At 66.9% G+C, this 17797-nt stretch carries 16 protein-coding genes; 11 read left to right on the forward strand and 5 right to left on the reverse strand.

Annotation, left to right across the window (positions count from 1 at the left end):
* Positions 1-50: 50 nt before the first annotated feature.
* On the forward strand, positions 51-1553 hold the full coding sequence (locus HUW43_RS02380) for a S10 family peptidase (RefSeq protein WP_188235916.1): 1503 nt from the start codon (positions 51-53) through the stop codon (positions 1551-1553).
* A 47-nt stretch (positions 1554-1600) separates the two neighbouring features.
* Here the strand turns inward: HUW43_RS02380 and HUW43_RS02385 are convergent, their stop codons facing one another.
* Positions 1601-2182, reverse strand: coding sequence for a DUF937 domain-containing protein (locus tag HUW43_RS02385; protein ID WP_188235917.1), 582 nt, complete (start codon positions 2180-2182; stop codon positions 1601-1603).
* A 175-nt stretch (positions 2183-2357) separates the two neighbouring features.
* On the opposite strand from HUW43_RS02385, the gene HUW43_RS02390 reads away from it, so the two are divergent.
* Together HUW43_RS02390 and HUW43_RS02395 are read left to right on the forward strand one after the other, a co-directional pair.
* Positions 2358-2756: a DUF3597 domain-containing protein gene (locus HUW43_RS02390; protein ID WP_188235918.1), complete on the forward strand. Its 399-nt coding sequence runs from the start codon at positions 2358-2360 to the stop codon at positions 2754-2756.
* Positions 2757-3027: 271 nt separating this feature from the next.
* Positions 3028-4872: a DUF885 domain-containing protein gene (locus HUW43_RS02395; RefSeq protein ID WP_188235919.1), complete on the forward strand. Its 1845-nt coding sequence runs from the start codon at positions 3028-3030 to the stop codon at positions 4870-4872.
* A 207-nt stretch (positions 4873-5079) separates the two neighbouring features.
* Here HUW43_RS02395 and HUW43_RS02400 read toward each other — a convergent pair whose 3' ends face one another.
* Both HUW43_RS02400 and HUW43_RS02405 read right to left on the reverse strand, forming a co-directional pair.
* Positions 5080-5526 carry a hypothetical protein gene (locus tag HUW43_RS02400; RefSeq protein ID WP_188235920.1) on the reverse strand — a complete coding sequence of 149 codons (447 nt, stop codon included), beginning with the start codon at positions 5524-5526 and terminating at the stop codon, positions 5080-5082.
* Between the two features lie 47 nt (positions 5527-5573).
* Entirely contained in the window at positions 5574-7175 is a 1602-nt protein-coding gene (locus tag HUW43_RS02405; protein WP_188235921.1) for a phosphoenolpyruvate carboxykinase, read from the reverse strand.
* A 353-nt stretch (positions 7176-7528) separates the two neighbouring features.
* Here HUW43_RS02405 and HUW43_RS02410 point away from each other — a divergent pair, with 353 nt between their 5' ends.
* From HUW43_RS02410 to HUW43_RS02445, 8 genes are all read left to right on the forward strand, one after another.
* Positions 7529-8239 (forward strand): response regulator transcription factor, encoded by a 711-nt coding sequence (locus HUW43_RS02410; RefSeq protein ID WP_188235922.1) that lies wholly within the window; start codon positions 7529-7531, stop codon positions 8237-8239.
* Positions 8205-9836 carry a sensor histidine kinase gene (locus HUW43_RS02415; protein ID WP_223181207.1) on the forward strand — a complete coding sequence of 544 codons (1632 nt, stop codon included), beginning with the start codon at positions 8205-8207 and terminating at the stop codon, positions 9834-9836. Before HUW43_RS02410 ends, HUW43_RS02415 begins: the two co-directional genes overlap by 35 nt.
* 53 nt (positions 9837-9889) lie before the next feature.
* On the forward strand, positions 9890-10336 hold the full coding sequence (locus tag HUW43_RS02420) for an HPr kinase/phosphorylase (protein ID WP_188235923.1): 447 nt from the start codon (positions 9890-9892) through the stop codon (positions 10334-10336).
* A complete protein-coding gene (rapZ, locus tag HUW43_RS02425; RefSeq protein ID WP_188235924.1) occupies positions 10333-11283 on the forward strand; it encodes an RNase adapter RapZ in 951 nt (316 codons plus the stop codon). Before HUW43_RS02420 ends, rapZ begins: the two co-directional genes overlap by 4 nt.
* A 14-nt stretch (positions 11284-11297) precedes the next feature.
* Positions 11298-11726 carry a PTS sugar transporter subunit IIA gene (locus tag HUW43_RS02430; protein ID WP_188235925.1) on the forward strand — a complete coding sequence of 143 codons (429 nt, stop codon included), beginning with the start codon at positions 11298-11300 and terminating at the stop codon, positions 11724-11726.
* Entirely contained in the window at positions 11723-12001 is a 279-nt protein-coding gene (locus tag HUW43_RS02435; protein ID WP_188235926.1) for an HPr family phosphocarrier protein, read from the forward strand. The genes HUW43_RS02430 and HUW43_RS02435 overlap by 4 nt, the downstream gene beginning before the upstream one ends.
* A gap of 120 nt (positions 12002-12121) precedes the next feature.
* Positions 12122-12934 carry a TrmH family RNA methyltransferase gene (locus HUW43_RS02440; RefSeq protein ID WP_188235927.1) on the forward strand — a complete coding sequence of 271 codons (813 nt, stop codon included), beginning with the start codon at positions 12122-12124 and terminating at the stop codon, positions 12932-12934.
* A gap of 160 nt (positions 12935-13094) precedes the next feature.
* Positions 13095-13802 carry an META domain-containing protein gene (locus tag HUW43_RS02445; protein ID WP_188235928.1) on the forward strand — a complete coding sequence of 236 codons (708 nt, stop codon included), beginning with the start codon at positions 13095-13097 and terminating at the stop codon, positions 13800-13802.
* A 153-nt stretch (positions 13803-13955) separates the two neighbouring features.
* On the opposite strand, the gene rmuC is transcribed toward HUW43_RS02445, so the two are convergent.
* Complete coding sequence (gene rmuC, locus HUW43_RS02450; RefSeq protein WP_188235929.1) at positions 13956-15311, reverse strand: DNA recombination protein RmuC; 1356 nt, start codon at positions 15309-15311, stop codon at positions 13956-13958.
* A 76-nt stretch (positions 15312-15387) separates the two neighbouring features.
* Positions 15388-17709, reverse strand: coding sequence for a patatin-like protein (locus tag HUW43_RS02455; protein ID WP_188236003.1), 2322 nt, complete (start codon positions 17707-17709; stop codon positions 15388-15390).
* Positions 17710-17797 lie beyond the last annotated feature (88 nt).

Below are 17797 nucleotides of genomic sequence, written 5' to 3' on the forward strand. Positions count from 1 at the left end.
CTTCCCGCGCGCGGCTTAGCGTCCGCGCTTCCAAACGGGGAGACAAGTTGATGAAATCGGGTCTGTCGCTGATCGCGCTGGCGCTTGCCGCCGCGGTTCCTGCCATCGTCCATGCCGAGGACCAGAATGACAAGGCGAAGGCCGAAAAGCCCGTCGACTACGAACCGCAAATCCGCACCACCAGGCTCAGCGGCACCTTTGGCGGCCAGCGCGTCAATTATGCCGCGACGATCGGCGAGACGATCATCAAGAACAAGGACGGCGTGCCCGAAGTCGCCGTCGTCACCACATCCTATGTCAAGGAACCGCGCGACCCCAATCGCCCCGTGACCTTTCTGTTCAACGGCGGCCCCGGTTCGGGCACCGTCTGGCTGATGATGGGCGCGTTCGGGCCGAAGCGCGTCGCGATCCCCGGCACCGGGGTCGACGACGGCGCCCCGCCCTACCCCATCGTCGACAATCCCGACGCGCTGCTCGACGTCACCGACATCGTGTTCATCGACCCGCCGGGCACGGGTTTTTCGCACCTGATCGGCAAGGCCGACCCCAAGGATTATTACGGCGTGACACAGGACGCCAAGCTGGTGGCCGAGGTGATCCGCCGCTGGCTTGCCGACAATGGCCGCTGGAACAGCCCCAAATATCTCGGCGGCGAAAGCTATGGCACGACGCGCACCGCCGCGGTCGCACACCAGCTGATGAACGCGACCTATAACGACGTCGCCTTCAACGGGCTGATCCTGATTTCGGCGGTGCTCGATTTTGCGGCGGGCGCCGACACGCCGGGCAACGAACTGTCGCCGATCACCAATCTGCCGTCGATGGCGGTGACCGCGCTCTATCACGGCAAGGCGCAGGCGGCCTCACCCGAAGCCTTTGCCGAAGAGGCGCGACAATGGGCCATCGGCCCCTATGCGACCGCGCTGCTCAAAGGACAGAAGCTGCAGGGCGACGAACGCGCCGCGATCCGCCGCGAACTGGCGCGCTTTACCGGCCTGTCCGAAACCTATCTCGAACAGGCGGATCTGCGCGTCACGCCCGCGCGCTTCTACAAGGAACTGCTGCGCGATCGCGGCCTCACCGTCGGGCGGCTCGACAGCCGCTATACCGGCACGGATTACGACAACGCCGGCGAAACGCCCGACAACGATCCCAGCTTTTACGGGATCGACGCCAGCTATACCGCCGCGATCAACAGCTGGTTGCGCGACGGGCTGGGGTTCAAGACGACCCGCGAATATCAGTCGATCAGCGGCATCGGCAGCCAGTGGGACTGGCGCATCGGCGGGCGCGACAGCAACGCCTATCTCAACGTCGCGCCCTGGATCGGGCAATCAATGCGCGAGAACAGCGGGCTGCGCGTGCTCGTCGCGCAGGGCTGGTATGATTTCGCGACGCCCTTTTTCGCCGCTGAATATGCGCTGTCGCGCACCGGCATTCCGCAGGATCGCATTATCTACACCTATTATGGCGCGGGCCACATGATGTATATCCGCGACGAGGACCGGCGGAAACTGTCAGAGGATGTGCGCGCCTTCATCCGCGCGCGATAAGGTGTCAGGTCCGACCGGCCCCGACGCCTGTCGGCCCCGGCATCGCGCTACCCCCGCATCCTGTTCGCCATGCCCAGGATGTCGTCGAGCGGATTGCCGTCGCCGTCCATGTCAAGCATCCGGGCCAGCCCGCCTGCCGAGGAGGCGCCGCCACCCAGCGCGCCGCCGAGGACATTGCCGAGCAGACCACCGAGGCCGCCCGAAAGCCCGCCCTCGCCGCTGCCCTGTCCGCGCTGTTTCGCCATATAGCCCGCGACCATCATCGCGAGGATCGGCAGCATCTTTTTGAGCAGCCCTGCGTCGAGGCCGGTCTCGGCCGCCGCCCGCCTCGCGACGGTGCGGCTGACGTCCTTTGACCCGAAGATCTGGCCGAGCACGTCATTGCCCGCCTGAACCGGCGTCGGCTGCGGGCCAAGCACGGCGTCGAGCAGCCCCCCGCCGCCGAGCTGGCCGAGCAGGCCGCCGAGACCTTCGACGCCGCCGCCCGCCTGCGCCTGTTTCTTGAACCCGCCCAGGATCGCGGGAAGCAGCGCGTCGGCGCCCTGTTTCGCCATCGCGGGCGGCACGCCCAGTTCCTTCGCCATCGATTCGATGCCGCCGGCCTGCGCCAATATGTCGGTGAGGTTCATCGCGCGCGTCTCCCGCTATGGCGCCGATCGGTCCGCGCCCCAGACCTGCACTATAGCAGCGCGCCAGCGCACGGCGAGACGTTCATTTGGCTGTCATTATCAACGCCATAATCCTAGCCTGCGGTTCCCCGACTCGGCCATTCCGGCCAGACCGCGCGACAGTGGGAGCGAAATCATGGGCATTTTCAGCAGCATCAAGGATGCGATCTTCGGCAAGAAGGCCGAAGCGGCCGAACCCGTCGCCCCGGCGGCCCCCAGCCCCGTCGGCTCTGCGCTCGACGCCGCGACGCAGGCGATGGCGACGGCCGCCGCCCAGCCGGTCGATGTCGAGGCGATTTTGACCGCCGAGGCCGCAAAGACCGATCAGGACCTCAACTGGCGCACTTCGATCGTCGACCTGATGAAATTGCTCGGGCTCGATTCGAGCCTCGCCAACCGCAAGGAACTGGCGACCGAGCTCGGCTATACCGGCGCGCTCGACGGCAGCGCCGAAATGAACATCTGGCTGCACAAGGCGGTGATGCGCGAGCTTGCAGCGAACGGCGGCAAGGTTCCCGCCGACCTGATGGATTGATCCCGGTCAAGCCCGCCCCTTCGGGGGACGGCAGCGAAATCCGGCGGCTTGCCGTCTGGTTGCAGCGGGTGGGGGCTTGTCGCCTTGCGAAGGCTACAAGCCCTCAATCGGCGTCGGGTGGATCGGCCCCCGGCTGGTTCAGGTCGGTCCGGGGGACCGACCGACCCGACACCCGCTTTCCCGAAGGGCGGGGCTTCATGCCGACCATTGACCGTCGCGCTCCGCCGCCTAGACAGGTTTCAACCGAAACAAACCTTTCAGGGAGCCGCCAGTGCATCGTCCGCTTTCCGTCCCCGTCAGCCGCCGCCACACGCTCGCCGCGCTCGGCGCGGGCACCGCGGGCATCGCCCTCGCCAGCCCCGCCGCGGCGTTGCAGGACGCGCCCGGCGACGGCGCGCAGCGATTGCTCGCCTCGGTCGCCGACAATCTGCTTGCCCATTCGCCCGAGGGGGCGACCTCGCTCGGCATCGACACCGGCGACCGCGCGGCGATGCGCGGGCAGCTCGGTGATCGCTCGGCGACGGGTGTGCAGGCGCTCGCCGACACGCTGAAGGCCGATGTAGCGCGCGTCCGCGCCGTCGACAAGGCGGGCCTCGACCATGCGACGCGCACCAGCCTGGCGGTTGTCGAAAGCGCCTATGACGTCGCGCTCGCGGGCTTTGCCCTGCCTTATGGCGACGTCGCCGTCGGCGGGTGGCGCAACACGCCCTATGTGGTGATCCAGAACGTCGGCGCCTATCTCGACATTCCCAAGTTCCTCGACAGCGACCATCCGGTCAAATCGTCGGCCGACGCCGAAGCCTATCTGGCGCGCCTCAATGCCTTCCCCACCGTTCTCGATGGCGAGACCGAGCGGCTGAAGGCCGCGGGCGCGCAGGGGCTGATCGCCCCCGCCTTCCTGATCGACAAGGCGGTCAAGCAGATGGAGGCGAGCCTTGCCGACGCAAAATCGGGCGGGTCCATGGTCGAAAGCCTGACGCGCCGCGCGGCCGCGGCCAAACTGGGCGGCGACTGGGGCGCGCGCGCCGCAAGGATCGTGCAGGGTCCGGTCGCTGCCGCGCTTGAGCGCCAGCTCGCCGCGATGAAGGCGCAACGGCCCGGGGCGACGATGGATGCGGGCCTGTGGGCACGGCCGGGCGGCGACGAATGGTATGCATGGGGGCTGCGCGCATCGACCACCACGCGGATGACCCCCGACGCGATTCACGAAATGGGGCGACACGAACTCGCCGAACTCCACGGCCGGATGGACCCGATCCTGAAGAAGCTCGGTTATACGCAAGGTTCGGTCGGCGACCGGATGAACGCGCTCGCCAGGGATCCGCGCTATCAATTCCCCGACAATGACGCGGGCCGCGCCGAAATCGTCGCCTATATCCAGACCTGGCTGGACAAGATCCGCGCCGAACTGCCGCGCGCCTTCCGCACCTTGGTCAAGGGCAATGTCGAGGTGAAGCGCCTGCCTCTGGCCGAAGAGCCGGGCGCGCCCGCGGCCTATGGCGGCGCGGGGTCCATTGACGGCAGCATTCCGGGGCGCTTCTGGATCAACCTGCGCACCACCGAATTGCACAGCAAATATTCGCTTCCCGATCTGACGATGCACGAGGCGATCCCCGGCCACGCCTGGCAGGGCGAATATGCGCATTCGATGCCGCTCATTCGCACGATGCTGGCGTTCAACGCCTATTCGGAGGGCTGGGCGTTATACGCGGAACAGCTTGCCGACGAGCTCGGCCTCTATGACGATTTCGAGGTCGGACGGCTCGGTTACCTTCAGTCGCTCGCCTTCCGCGCCTGTCGTCTTGTCGTCGATACCGGCCTTCATGCGAAACGCTGGACGCGCGAGCAGGCGGTGCGCTTCTTCGTCGAGGAAAATGGCTCGAACCCGCTCGAGGTCGCGAGCGAGGTCGACCGCTATTGCAGCTGGGCCGGGCAAGCGTGCGGATACAAGGTCGGGCACAGCGAGATCGTCCGCCAGCGCGGGCTGGCACAGGCGGCGCTGGGGCCGAAATATGACCTGCGCGATTTCAACGATGTCGTGGTCAAGGGCGGCAATGTCCCGCTCGACGTGCTGGCGCTGAATGTTGCCGACTATATGAAGGGCGCGAAGGAGTAAGCTCCGTCAGCGCCGCGATATTTCAGACTCGCACAAAGCTGCGAAGCCACGAAATTGTCCCCAACCCATTCGCCCTGAGCTTGTCGAAGGGTCGTTCTTTCTTCCGGTGCCGGAAAGGACGATGCTTCGACAAGCCCGGCGCGAACGGAGGGCGAAAGACCCACATTGCGGCTTCGTGGCATTGCGCCAGTCCCGCGGGCGCGACGCTCAAGGCAGCGGCATCAAATCCGGCTCGACAAACCCGCGCCGCGCGGACACCGAAAAGAGCCGTTCGCGACTGTAAAAGCGCAGCGGCCAGTCGCGTCGGCCGACGTCGGACAACAGCAGCGCGTTGACACGCGCGGCCAGCCCGGTCTCGGCGGTCTCCGTCAGAAACAGCCGCACGCCCGCCACATAGGCGCGGGTGATGCTGTCGTGATAGCCATTATGGTCGTCGTTCACCCCGCCGACGCTTTCGTTGAAACGGCGGATGATCCCCGCGATCGCGGCATCGACGTCGATGCCTGCACGCTCGGTGAGCAGCCACAGGCACGCGGCCAGATGCGCCTCGTGCGTCCACGCCGCGCGCGGCAGCGTGCAGGCGAGCAGCCCTTCGCCCAGCGCGCGGATGTCCGCATCGCGCTCGAACAGGCGCGGCGAAAAATCGGTGGTCATTGGTCCGGTCCTTCGAGGTGAATGGCCACCCGGGAAGGACCGGGCGGTTATGCTGCGACGGTGGCCTGCGGGGCGGCCTGGCGGACGCCTTCATCGACATGGCTTTCAAATTGCGCGAAATTGTCGATGAATTGCTGGACCAGCACCTGCGCGGTGCGGTCATAGGCCGCCTTGTCGGCCCAGGCTTCGCGCGGGTCGAGCAGGCTCGCGTCGACCCCCGGCACCGCGACGGGGACCATGAAGCCGAAATAGGGATCGCGGCGGAACTCGGCATCGTTCAGGCTGCCGTCGAGCGCGGCGTTGAGCAAGGCGCGGGTCGCCTTGATCGGCATCCGCTTGATGCCGTCCATCGTCGCCATGCCGCCGGTCCAGCCGGTGTTGACCAGCCAGCACTGGACGCCGCCCCTGGCGATGCGCTCTTTCAACAGATTGCCATAGACCGACGGATGGCGCGGCATGAAGGGCGCGCCGAAACAGGTGGAGAAAGTCGCCTCCGGCTCGGTCACGCCGATTTCGGTCCCCGCGACGCGCGCGGTGTAGCCCGACAGGAAATGATACATCGCCTGATCGGGGGTCAGCTTCGCGATCGGGGGCAGCACGCCATAGGCGTCGGCGGTGAGCATGATGATGTTCTGCGGCACCGGACCCATATTTTTTTCCGACGTGTTCGGAATGAAATCAATGGGATAGCTGCCGCGGCTGTTCTCGGCGAGGCTCGCGTCGTCGAAATCGAGCTCGCGCGTCACCGGGTCCATCACGACATTTTCGAGCACCGTTCCGAAACGCTTGGTGGTCGCGAAAATCTCTGGCTCGGCTTCCGGCGACAGGCGGATCATCTTGGCATAGCAGCCGCCCTCGAAATTGAAGACCGCGGTATCCGACCAGCCATGTTCGTCGTCGCCGATCAGCGTGCGCGAGGCGTCGGCCGACAGCGTCGTTTTGCCAGTGCCAGACAGGCCGAAAAAGACCGCAGTGTCGCCCTTTGGCCCGATGTTCGCCGAACAGTGCATCGGCATCACGCCCCTTGTCGGGAGCAGGTAATTGAGGATGCCGAACACCGACTTCTTCATTTCGCCGGCATATTGCGTGCCGCCGATCAGGATCAGCTTTTCGGTGAAATTGACCGCGATCACCGTTTCGCTGCGCGTGCCATGCTTCGCCGGGTCGGCACGGAAGCTCGGCAGGTCGACGATCGTATATTCGGCCGCAAAGCCGGTCAGCTCCTCGGCCGTCGGGCGGCAGAGCAGGGTGCGGATGAACTGGCTGTGCCAGGCGAATTCGGTGATGACCTGCACCGCGACGCGGTGTTCGGGCTGCGACCCGCCGAACAGCTGCTGGCGATAGAGGCGCGGACGCCCGGCGAGATGTGCGAAGAAATCGGCCTTCAGTGCCGCGAAATGATCGGGGGTCATCGGCACATTGGTCTTGCCCCACCAGATCGTATCGCGCGTTTCATCGTCCTGGACGATGAACTTGTCCTTCGCGCTGCGTCCCGTGTGCTTGCCGGTCGCGACGACAAGCGGGCCGTCCTTGGCAAGCCGACCTTCGCCGTGGCGAACCGCATCCTCGACCAGCGGCGCGGTGCCCCAGTTTTCGGCGATATCCGCCTGCGTTTCGATAGTGTCGCCGCCGATCACAACCTTGGTCATTTCACTCGCCTTTCCTTGGCCCGCGGGCGCCTTTGCATAGGTATGCAGGACATGCCGTGCGAAAGCGATGGGCCCGCACGAACATGGGGTGCCGACGAAACGCCGATTCCGAAATCCCGGCCGCGTTAGCGAGGATGCGCGCCGAGGTCAAAAGATTAAAGGGTGAATCGCGGCGTGGCGCCCGCCACGCCCGCCAACTCCATCCGTCCCCCTTCCGATGGGGGACGGACAGGCAGCCCTGACCACGAAGCGGCTTGGGCGGAGCGGGGCGCGGGGGCAGGTGCGAGTCACGCGGTTGTCGCTGAGCCACTTATCGGCTAATTCGCGGATCAAGGTCGGCCAACGGAAAGAGCATGACGGCAACCATCGCGCTGGTCGACGACGACCGCAACATCCTGCAATCGCTGTCGATCGCGCTTCAGGCCGAGGGGTTCGCCACGCGCGTCTATTCGGACGGCGAAGCGGCGCTGAAGCCGCTTATCGACAATCCACCCGACCTCGCCGTCTTCGACATCAAGATGCCGCGGATGGACGGGCTCGAGCTGCTCCGCCGCCTGCGTGAAAAAAGCCAGCTTCCGGTCATCTTCCTGACCAGCAAGGACGACGAGATCGACGAGGCGCTGGGCCTTGCAATGGGCGCCGACGATTATATCGCCAAACCTTTCTCGCAGCGGCTGGTCATCGCGCGCATTCGCGCGATCCTGCGTCGCGTCGAATTGAACCGTGCGACGCCAAGCGAGGATGACGAACCCGTCGCCGAGCCGATCACACGCGGGCGGCTGCGAATGGACCCCGCGCGCCACAAGGTCAGCTGGGACGGCAAGGACGTCACGCTGACCGTCACCGAGTTCCTGATCCTCGAAACGCTGGCCAGTCGCCCCGGCATCGTGCGCAGCCGCAACCAGTTGATGGACGCCGCCTATCAGGACGATGTCTATATCGACGACCGCACGATCGACAGCCACATCAAGCGGCTGCGCCGCAAGTTCCGCGAGGTCGACCCCGATTTCGACGCCATCGCCACCCTCTATGGCGCCGGATACCGCTTTGCCGACGAGGGCTGATCCCCTGCCCCCCGACGCGAGCGCGGCCGAACAGGAGGAATCGCCGCTCGTCTGGTCGGCGCGCTGGTCGCTGACGACGCGCATCCTGGCGGTCAACATCCTCGCGGTCGCGCTGCTCGCGGGCGGATTCTATTATCTCGACACCTATCGCACCCGACTGGTCGACACGCGCATCGCGGTGATGGAGGATCAGCTCGCGATGCTCGACACCGCGCTGGAAGCGGCGCGCCCCGAAGAACGCGACCGATTGATCGGCGAATTTGCCGAAGCGACCGAATCGCGCCTGCGCTTCTACGCCGCCGACGGCCGCCTGATTTCGGACAGTTTCCGGACCGGCGCGCCGACCTATACATTGCGCGATCCCAATTTGCAGGCGTGGCAGCGCGACGCCGCGCGGGCAATGGACCGCGGGATCGACTGGATCGTCGGCGCGCCGACCTATCCCGACTTTCGCGAGCCTGCGGTCGATAAGGCCGCGGCATGGCCCGAAGTGATCGAGGCGCAGCGCACCGGGTTGCCGACGAGCCGCTTTCGCTATGCCCCCGAACGCACGCCGCTGCTCAGCGCGGCGCGCGTCGTCGATCTCGACACACCGCAGACGGTGCTGATGACGCTCAACGCGCGCGACATCACACGCACGGTGCGCGCCGAGCGCTTCCGCCTCGCCGTCGTCGTCGCGATGGTGCTGATCGCCTCGATCCTTTTGTCGCTGTTCCTTGCGCGCACGATCGTACGCCCGCTGCGGCGGCTTGCGCGCGCCGCGGTGCGCGTTCGCCTGGGCCGGGCGCGCGAAGTCGTCGTCCCGCGCCTGCCGAGCCGCCGCGACGAGATCGGCACGCTCGCGCGCGCATTGAGCGACATGACGCAGGCGCTGCGCGAGCGCATCGACGCGGGCGAGCATTTTGCCGCCGACGTGACGCACGAGCTCAAGAATCCGATCGCGTCGGTGCGCTCGGCGATCGAGGGACTGGGCCGCGTCCAGTCCGACGAACAGCGCGCGCAGCTGCTTGCCATCGCCGACGAGGATGTGCGGCGGCTCGACCGGCTGGTGAGCGACATCAGCGAGGCGAGCCGCGTCGACGCGCAATTGTCGCGCACCTTGTTCGAACCGATCGACGTCGGGATGATGATCGAATCGATGCTCGCGGCGCGCAAGGCGCGGATCGACCCCGACGCGCCGCACCCCCGCCTCGCCTTTGCGCGCCCGCGCAAGGGCACCACCATCGTGATGGGCGACGGGCACCGCCTTGAACGCGCCATCGACAATGTCATCGACAACGCCATCAGCTTCTCTCCCGAAACCGGCCTCGTCTGCATCGCCGCGACGCGGCTGGGCGACGAGGTGCATGTCCGCATCGACGACGACGGTCCCGGCATCGACCCCGCGCAGCGCGAAGCTATTTTCCGCCGTTTTCACAGCGAGCGTCCGCCCGGCGAAGCCTTTGGCCGTCACAGCGGCCTCGGCCTTGCGATCGCGCGCACGATCGTCGAGGGGCACGGCGGGACGATCAGCGCGCGCGACCGCGACGACGGCAAGCCAGGCGCGAGCCTGCTCATCACCCTGCCCGCCGCCGAAAGCGCGACAGCCGCCCACTGACCGCAACTGCCTATCGCCTTGCGGCCCCGCTTCGGCGCCGGTAAGCCTGCGCCATGCTTCCGAGCCGGACCAGACCCGAAATCGTCAACATCCATGCGAGCTGCGTCGCCGCGGGCAATGGCGGGGTGCTGATCCTTGGCAATTCGGGGCAGGGCAAGTCCGACCTCGCGCTCCGTCTCATCGACCGCGGCGCCAAGCTCGTCGCCGACGATCGCTGCGACATATGGTTCGACCGTGGCCGGCTGTGGTGTCGCCCCCCCGACACGCTGGCGGGCAAGCTGGAGGTGCGCGGGATCGGTATCGTCGACCGGCCGTGGACCGCACCGGTGCCGCTGGCGCTCGCGGTGCGGCTGACCGACCGTTACGACCGGATGCCTGCGGTCGGACAGGTCGAAACGGTCGTCGGCCACCCGCTTCCCGCGCTGCTGCTGTCGGCGTTCGAGGTGTCGGCGCCCATCAAGATCATGCTTGCGCTCGAACGGCTGGCGCCCGCGGCATGAACGGACAGGCGAACCCTGCCGCCGAGTCGCGGCTGCTCCTCGTCACCGGCCTTTCAGGTGCAGGCAAATCGACGGTGCTGAAGGTGCTCGAGGATCTGGGCTGGGAAGTCGTCGACAATCTGCCGCTCGCGCTGCTTGAAGCGCTGATCGACGCGCCGGTGAAGCGCGGCGAGGCCGAACGCCCGCTCGCGATCGGCATCGACAGCCGCAGCCGGGGGTTTCGCCCCGCGCTGCTCGTGCGACGGATCAAGGAATTGCGCGAGGGCGGCGGGCGCGACATCCAGACGCTCTTCCTCGATTGCGCGGGCACCGAACTTGAACGCCGCTTTTCCGAAACGCGGCGGCGTCATCCGCTTGCCGAGGATCGTCCCGCCGCCGACGGCATCGCGCGCGAGCGCGAGATGATGGAGCCGCTGCGCCGCTGGGCCGAACATGTCGTCGACACCACCAATTACAGCAGCAACGATTTGCAGCAGGAGGTGCGCCAGCGCTTCGGCGATGCCGAGGACGGTAACCCGGTGCTCAACATATTGAGCTTTGGCTTCGCGCGCGGGTTGCCGCGCAACGCCGACCTGGTGTTCGACATGCGCTATCTGCGCAACCCGCATTGGGATCCGAAGCTCAAGCCCGGCACCGGGCTCGATCCCGATGTCGCCGCCTATGTCATCGCCGACCCGGCCTATGAAGACAGCGTGTCGCAGATCGAAAAGCTGATCCTGACGCTGTTGCCGCGTTACCGGGCCGAGGGCAAAAGCTATGTCACCATTGCCTTTGGCTGCACCGGCGGACGTCACCGTTCGGTCCATGTCGCCAGTCGTGTTGCCCGAACGCTACGCGATTGCGGATATGAGCCGGTGCTGACCCACCGCAATCTTGACTCTGCCCCGCAAGATGGGCTTGAGGGCAAGCCCCCGCCCGCTGCCCGCGCGTCGGGCGGCAAACGATAAGGGTCGATCACTGCATGCCGAACGACAAGGCTCTGCCGCTCCTGGGAATGGTGCTCGTCACGCACGGCCGCCTCGCCGAGGAAATGGTCCGCGCGATGGAACATGTCGTCGGCCCGCAGCGCGCCGTCGCCACCGTGTGCATCGGCCCCAACGACAATATGGAGATGCGGCGCCAGGAGATCGCCGACGCCATCCGCAACGTCGATGAAGGCCGCGGCGTGGTGATGCTGACCGACCTGTTCGGCGGCACCCCTTCAAACCTGGCGATCAGTCTGCTTGAGGCCGGAAGGACCGAGGTGATCGCGGGAGTCAACCTGCCGATGCTGATCCGCCTCGAAAGCGCGCGCAAGTCGATGGAACTTCGCGCCGCGGTGATCGCTGCCAAGGAAGCGGGCCAGAAATATATTTCGGTCGCATCCGAAATGCTGGGAGTGGGACCGTGAACGAGGTTTCCGAAACCGTCGAGATCACCAACCAGCGCGGGCTGCACGCGCGCGCGAGCGCAAAGTTTGTAACCTTCGTCAGCCGCCTGCCCGCAACGGTGACGGTCGAGGTCGAACGCAATGGATCGCGCGTCAACGGCACCTCGATCATGGGGCTGATGATGCTCGGCGCGGCCAAGGGCGACACGATCACCATCCACACCAGGGGCGACGGGGCCGACGCTGCGCTGCTCAAACTCGTCGGGCTGGTCAAGGACAGCTTCGGCGAGGATTAGCGGTCCGCCCTTTCTCGTTTGCGTGTCCCCGCAAAGGCGGGAACCCCTCGCCCGCCGGTTCAGGATAGCGCCCACGAGAGGTGCCCCCTCGCCTTTGCGGAGGAACGGAAAAGCAGAAACATGAGCGGTCGTCGTTCCACCATCGAAAGCCTGTCCAACCCGCTCGTCAAGCGGATGCGCCTGCTGCGCGAAAAACGGCATCGCCGCGCCGAGCGGCTGTTCCTGGCCGAGGGGCTGCGCATCGCGACCGAGGCACGCGAGGCTGGCGTGCTGCCTGCATGGCTGTTCCTCGGCCCCGATGGCGCCGGGCATCCGCTCGCGCAGGCGCTTATCGACGCGACAATGGCGGCGGGCGGCGAAGTCATCGACACCACGCCCGCGATCCTGTCGAAACTGTCGGGCAAGGATAATCCGCAAACCATCGTCGGCATCTATGCCGAACCCCAGGCGACGCTTGCCGACATAGACCGCGATGCGGCGCCGATCTGGCTGGTCGCCGAACGGCTCCGCGATCCCGGCAATCTCGGCACGATGCTGCGCACCGGCGACGCGGTCGGCGCGGGCGGGCTGATCCTGCTGGACGACAGCACCGATCCCTATGGCGTCGAGGCGGTTCGCGCGAGCATGGGGGCGATCTTTACGCAAAGCCTTGTTCAGGCGCGCTGGGACGAGTTCCTGCCCTGGCTGCGCAGCGGAGCGGGCGAACTGGTCGCGACCTGGCTCGGCGACGACGGCGTCGATTATCAGGCGGCGCGTTACAGCGCGCCGACCTTCATCCTGGTCGGCAATGAATCGCAAGGACTGCCCGCCGAATATGCCGCGGCGGCCGACGTGCGCGTGAAGATGCCGATGCTGGGCAAGGCCGACAGCCTGAACGCCGCGGTTGCGGCGGCGGTGATGGCCTATGAGGTGCTGAACCAGCGAAGGGACTGATGGGGAGCGGCTTTTTTGGTTCAGCCAGCCGCCAGCATCATGCTATTATCCCATGCTCACGTCCCGTTGGCATCGAGCGACGTCGAGATGCGCCTCGACCACGCGCCATGCCGATGGGCGTTGCGACTTCGCTCGACACGAGCGGAACCAGGGAGTGTCCATGCCCCGATTCCTTTCCGTCTGCATCCTCGCCCTGACGCTCGCCGCCTGCGCGCCCGCAGCCGAGACGCCCGCCGGCCCCGGCGAGGCGCCCGCCGCCTATATGGCGCTCGGCACCGAGCCAGGCTGGACGCTCGAGATCACGCCCGCGCGGCTGAACTATGCCGGCGACTATGGGGAAACGATGATCGCGGTGCCCAATCCGGGCGCGCAGGCCGCGACGGGGGGCAAACGCTATGCCGCCGGTCGGCTGACGGTCGATGTGACGCCCGGCCCGTGCAGCGACGGGATGAGCGATCGCCGTTATGCCGACACGGTGACGGTGGTGGCCGATGGCAAGAGGGTGACGGGATGCGGCGGCGACATATTGCCGCCCGATGCGCTCGCGGGGACCAGCTGGACCTTCGTGTCGATCGCGGGTGTGCCGGTCGCGCCCGACCGCCCCACCTCGCTGGCGTTTGACGGCGCGCGGCTGAGTGGCAGCGCGGGCTGCAACCGTTTTTCGGGGAGCTATGCGGTCGCCGACGGCACGCTCACCGCGGGGCCGCTGATGGCGACCAAAATGGCCTGCCCCGGCGCGGCGATGACGCAGGAAAGCGCCTTCTTCGCGCTGATGCGGGGACCGGTGCGCCTGCATTTCCCGAGCGACGGGACGATGGAGATCAGCGGCGACGGCGGACAGACCGCGGTGTTGAAGCGGGCGATCTGATCCCTGCCCGGAAAGGCCCGAATAGCGTCACCCCGGCGAAGGCCGGGATCGCACCGTCCCGGCCGCGCACACCGCGGAGGCCCCGGCCTTCGCCAAGGTGACGATCAATGACAAGCATGTCTGCGCGTTCGCGCGAGGCGGGGACGACGCGATTCATTCGGCCGCGTCATTCTCCGCGCTCGGCGCCGCCGCAAGCTTTGCCAGCGGCCGCGCCGCCTGTTCGGCGACCGGGAGCGTCGGAATCTCCCGTCCGCCGGTTTCGATATCCAGCGCCTCGAAACGCCTGGCTTGCGTCAGAACCTGCGATTCGAAGCTGCCGACAAAGGCGTTGTAGGCACCGGTCGCCTGATCCAGATTCTTGCCGACGCGCGCGATGTGCGCGCCCATCGCCGACATGCGCGCATAAAGCACCTTGCCGAGCATCGCGATTTCGCGTGCCTGGTTGGCAAGCTTTTCCTGCCTCCACACCGCCGCGACGGTGCGCGCGATCGCGATGAGGTTGGTCGGCGTCGCAAGCAGCACCTTGCGTTCAAAGGCATAGTCCCAAAGCTCATGGTCATGGTCGAGCGCGGCGGCAAGAAAATGTTCGCCGGGGACGAACATCACGACGAAATCGGGCGTGTCGTCGAACTGGTTCCAATAAGCCTTGGCGCCAAGCGCATTGACATGCGCCTTCATCGCCGCGGCGTGCGCGGCGAGATGCGCCGCCCTTTCGCCCTCGTCGACCGCGCCGAAGGCGTCCTGATAGGCGTTGAGCGAAACCTTGGCGTCGATCACCAGGCTCTGGCCGCCGGGCACTTTCACCACGACATCGGGACGCAGCCGCCCGGCTTCGCCGCCATCGACGCTCACCTCGGTCTGAAAATCGGCATGTTCGCTAAGCCCGCAGCTTTCGAGCACGTTGCGAAGCTGCTGCTCGCCCCAGCGGCCGCGTGCCTTGGGCGCGTTGCGCAGCGCGTTGACGAGCTTTGCCGCCTCGCTCGACACGCGCTCGCTCTGCGCGCGCATCGATTCGATCTGACCCTGCAATAATCCGAATGCGCTCTGGCGCTCGGTCTCGACCTTCTTCACCTCGGTCTCATATTTCTCCAGCCGTTCATGGACGGGTTGGAGCAGCGCCTTCAGATGCTGGCCCGCGCTTTCCTCGCTCTGCCGGAAGCGCGCCTCTGCGCGGTCAAGGAACGCCTTCTGCGCTTCGCCGAGCATCGTCTGCCCGACTTCGCGAAACTGCGCGGTGAGCGCCGCCTGCGCCTGGGTGAGCTGCGCGATCTGCGCGTCGTGCGCGGCATCGCGCGCCTTCTGCTCGGCGAGCAGCGCCGCGAGTTGAATGTCCGCTGCCTTGCGTGCCTCGGCCTCGGCGGCCAGATCGGTCACGGCCGCCTTGAACCGTTCGGCCAGCCCGTCGCGCTCGGCCTTCAGCGCTCCGGCCTCACGGCCGGCGAACAACCAGCCGACCAGGGCGCCGACGACAAGGGCAACAAGGGCGACGCCAAGCGATAGTCCATCCATGGACGGAACATAGGACGAACGCTGCGGGCTTGGCTAGGGGTAATCGGACGCGGGTCAGCACGCTGGCGCGGGGTTGCTATTCGATCACCCCTATCTCGGTTCGCAATTCGGCGATCAGCGCCGCCACCTTCGGCAACCGCGCCGCCTCTTCGTCGAGAATCGCATGGAAAGCTCGGCGTTTCATCGCCGCCAGCGCCTCTGCGGACAGCGCGCCCTCGCCGGTCACGCTCGACGCGACGATGTCGATCAGCCGGTCGGCACCGTGCAAGCGCCCCCAGAGATAGTCATTCTCGCGATAGGCGCGGCTGAAAAAAGCGCCGAAGCTGTTGAACTCGATCCCCTTCAGCATCGCCGCGGCGCCGCCCTGGCGGATCGCGGTCGCGTCGGAGGGCGAGATGCGGTCGATCTTGATCGGGTCATATTCGTCGAATCCTTCGCCCTGGAGCAGCGGCAAGGTCGCGATGTCGTAAAAGGGATAGCCCAGATAGGCGAGCAGCAGCACGCGCCGGTCGTCCTTCGGCATCGCCGCGAGCCCCGCGGCGATCAGCGCGTCGGCTTCGCCATCGACGGCGGCAAGATCGCGGCGCGCGGCGATCGCGTCGATCCAGTCGCCGGGGCCGGCGTCGGCAGGCAGGTCGAGATCGGCGAGCCAGCTGTCGCCTTCGCGGTCCAGATACCGACCGAGCGCCGCAAAGATCGCCTCGCGCATCGCGTCGCACGCGGGATCGCGCGCGTCGCGCCTTGCCTCGACCGCGGTGTCGAGCTCGCGCGCCAGGAAACGCAGGCGACGGATACGAAAGCCAAGGTCGTGGGTGCGGAAAAAGACGATCGCGTCGCCGCTTGCCCCGGCTCCCTTCTTCCCCGAAATCCGGTCAAGCCCGCGCGCACGAACCTCGTCCCACAGGGCGACGCGCCGGTTCGCCCGGTGAATCGCGCCCTCGGCAGGCCGCAGCCGGTCGATCAGGCGCGCAAGATCCTCGATCACCGCCGACAGTTTGAGGTGGCCATAAGGCGCAAAGGCAAAGCCCGCGCGCGCCGCGGCCTGTTCCTGCGCCTTCGCGCGCCATTTCTGGAGCCGCGCGGGGGTTGGCGTGTCGAGGAAAAAGGTCGTGCCAAAGAGCGCCGCCACCTGTTCCTCGACCTCGACCTTCATCGCGTCGATGATATGCTGCATCCGGCGAATGCGCCGCGACATACCCTCGATCGCCTCGACATTGTCGCGGATCGGCTGTTCGCGCGGGATTTCCGAAAGCGCGCCGAGGATCGTCGGCACGAAACCCGGCAAGCGCGGCTTGTCGCCATCGGCGGGGTCGCCGGGCTTGCCGAAGCTAATCGAGCGAAAGTCGGGCTTGGGGTCGATATAGACGAAACGGCGGTCAATCTCGCGCCGTGCCGGGCGCTGCTTCAGCGCCGCGATCGCCGGGCGGAAGGGCGCGTTGGCGAGCACCGAGCCGTCGATCAGCACGCGGTCGGCGGGGTCGCTCGCCTCGCCCGGCGGCAATTGCGCGCGGATGAACGCATCGCGGCCCGGCCAGTCCAGCCCGCGCTTTTCGAGCACGCGGTCGATCTCGCGCAAGGTGAAGGGCGGGAAGGCGCCGGGAAAGCTGGCGGTCGCGCGCGCCGCCGCCGCAAGCCCCGGCACGTCGTCGAGCCGCTTGCCGACACGGCCATCTTCGCGGAAATGCAGGATCAGCCGATGCTCGTCCTCGGTGACGCGCGGCGGGCTGTTGAGCGCGAGGGGGACGCTGTGCCCCGCGAAATCGGTGACCGACACGAACAGGTCGATGGGCTGGCCGTCCGGCACCAGCACCGGGCCGCGCGGCGCCGCGTCCATCGCCGCAAAGGCGTCGAACAGCAGGTGCGAAAAGGTCTCGCCGCCAAAGGGCGGCTCGAACCAGCGCGCACGCACGAAACGCGACAGCTTGGCGCGCACCTCATCCTGCGCCGCTTCGCCGACGGTGCGGTCGATGCTGTTGCCGCGCCGCTTCATCGCCCAGCCGGCGATCGGCACCGCCCAGAATTTCGTCATTTTCGATAGCGGCCGGGCGTCGGGGTCGAGCAGATTGTCGACATCGGCACTCTCCAGCCAGAGGTCCGTGAGCGGATCGAGCGATTCGCCCGTCGCCAGCGCGCGGGCAAGAAAGATACCGTTGATGCCGCCCGCGCTGGCGCCCGCGATAATGTCGGTAAAGACGCGCAGCCGCACATTGCCCTGCGCCTCGATGGCGGCGATCAGGTCACGATACACCGCGCCCGCGCCGTCGATCGCGCCGCCGTCGTGAAAGGCGCGCGACGCGACCGCCAGCCGCCACACTTCCTTGGTGACGCCGTGCATATAGACGGCAAGGCTGATGCCGCCGTAACAAATCAGGGCGAAGCGCAGTTCCTTTTCCCGCATGGCCGGGTGATAGCGCGGATCGCCGGGCCGCGTCACCCCCGACGCCGCGCGGTGACGGCCATGCGGCGGCGCGCGGGCGTTCCGATTG

The organism is Sphingopyxis sp. LK2115, assembly GCF_014595975.1.
Taxonomy (GTDB): Bacteria; Pseudomonadota; Alphaproteobacteria; order Sphingomonadales; family Sphingomonadaceae; genus Sphingopyxis.

Excerpts from the sequence above, each read along its gene's own strand:
- HUW43_RS02420 (WP_188235923.1), top strand. The coding sequence starts at position 9,890 with ATGCTTCCGAGCCGGACCAGACCCGAAATCGTCAACATCCATGCGAGC.
- HUW43_RS02440 (WP_188235927.1), top strand. The coding sequence starts at position 12,122 with ATGAGCGGTCGTCGTTCCACCATCGAAAGCCTGTCCAACCCGCTCGTC.
- HUW43_RS02445 (WP_188235928.1), top strand. The coding sequence starts at position 13,095 with ATGCCCCGATTCCTTTCCGTCTGCATCCTCGCCCTGACGCTCGCCGCC.
- HUW43_RS02405 (WP_188235921.1), bottom strand. The coding sequence starts at position 7,175 with ATGACCAAGGTTGTGATCGGCGGCGACACTATCGAAACGCAGGCGGAT.
- rmuC (WP_188235929.1), bottom strand. The coding sequence starts at position 15,311 with ATGGATGGACTATCGCTTGGCGTCGCCCTTGTTGCCCTTGTCGTCGGC.
- HUW43_RS02390 (WP_188235918.1), top strand. The coding sequence starts at position 2,358 with ATGGGCATTTTCAGCAGCATCAAGGATGCGATCTTCGGCAAGAAGGCC.
- HUW43_RS02415 (WP_223181207.1), top strand. The coding sequence starts at position 8,205 with ATGGCGCCGGATACCGCTTTGCCGACGAGGGCTGATCCCCTGCCCCCC.
- rapZ (WP_188235924.1), top strand. The coding sequence starts at position 10,333 with ATGAACGGACAGGCGAACCCTGCCGCCGAGTCGCGGCTGCTCCTCGTC.
- HUW43_RS02455 (WP_188236003.1), bottom strand. The coding sequence starts at position 17,709 with ATGCGGGAAAAGGAACTGCGCTTCGCCCTGATTTGTTACGGCGGCATC.
- HUW43_RS02380 (WP_188235916.1), top strand. The coding sequence starts at position 51 with ATGAAATCGGGTCTGTCGCTGATCGCGCTGGCGCTTGCCGCCGCGGTT.
- HUW43_RS02400 (WP_188235920.1), bottom strand. The coding sequence starts at position 5,526 with ATGACCACCGATTTTTCGCCGCGCCTGTTCGAGCGCGATGCGGACATC.
- HUW43_RS02410 (WP_188235922.1), top strand. The coding sequence starts at position 7,529 with ATGACGGCAACCATCGCGCTGGTCGACGACGACCGCAACATCCTGCAA.
- HUW43_RS02385 (WP_188235917.1), bottom strand. The coding sequence starts at position 2,182 with ATGAACCTCACCGACATATTGGCGCAGGCCGGCGGCATCGAATCGATG.
- HUW43_RS02430 (WP_188235925.1), top strand. The coding sequence starts at position 11,298 with ATGCCGAACGACAAGGCTCTGCCGCTCCTGGGAATGGTGCTCGTCACG.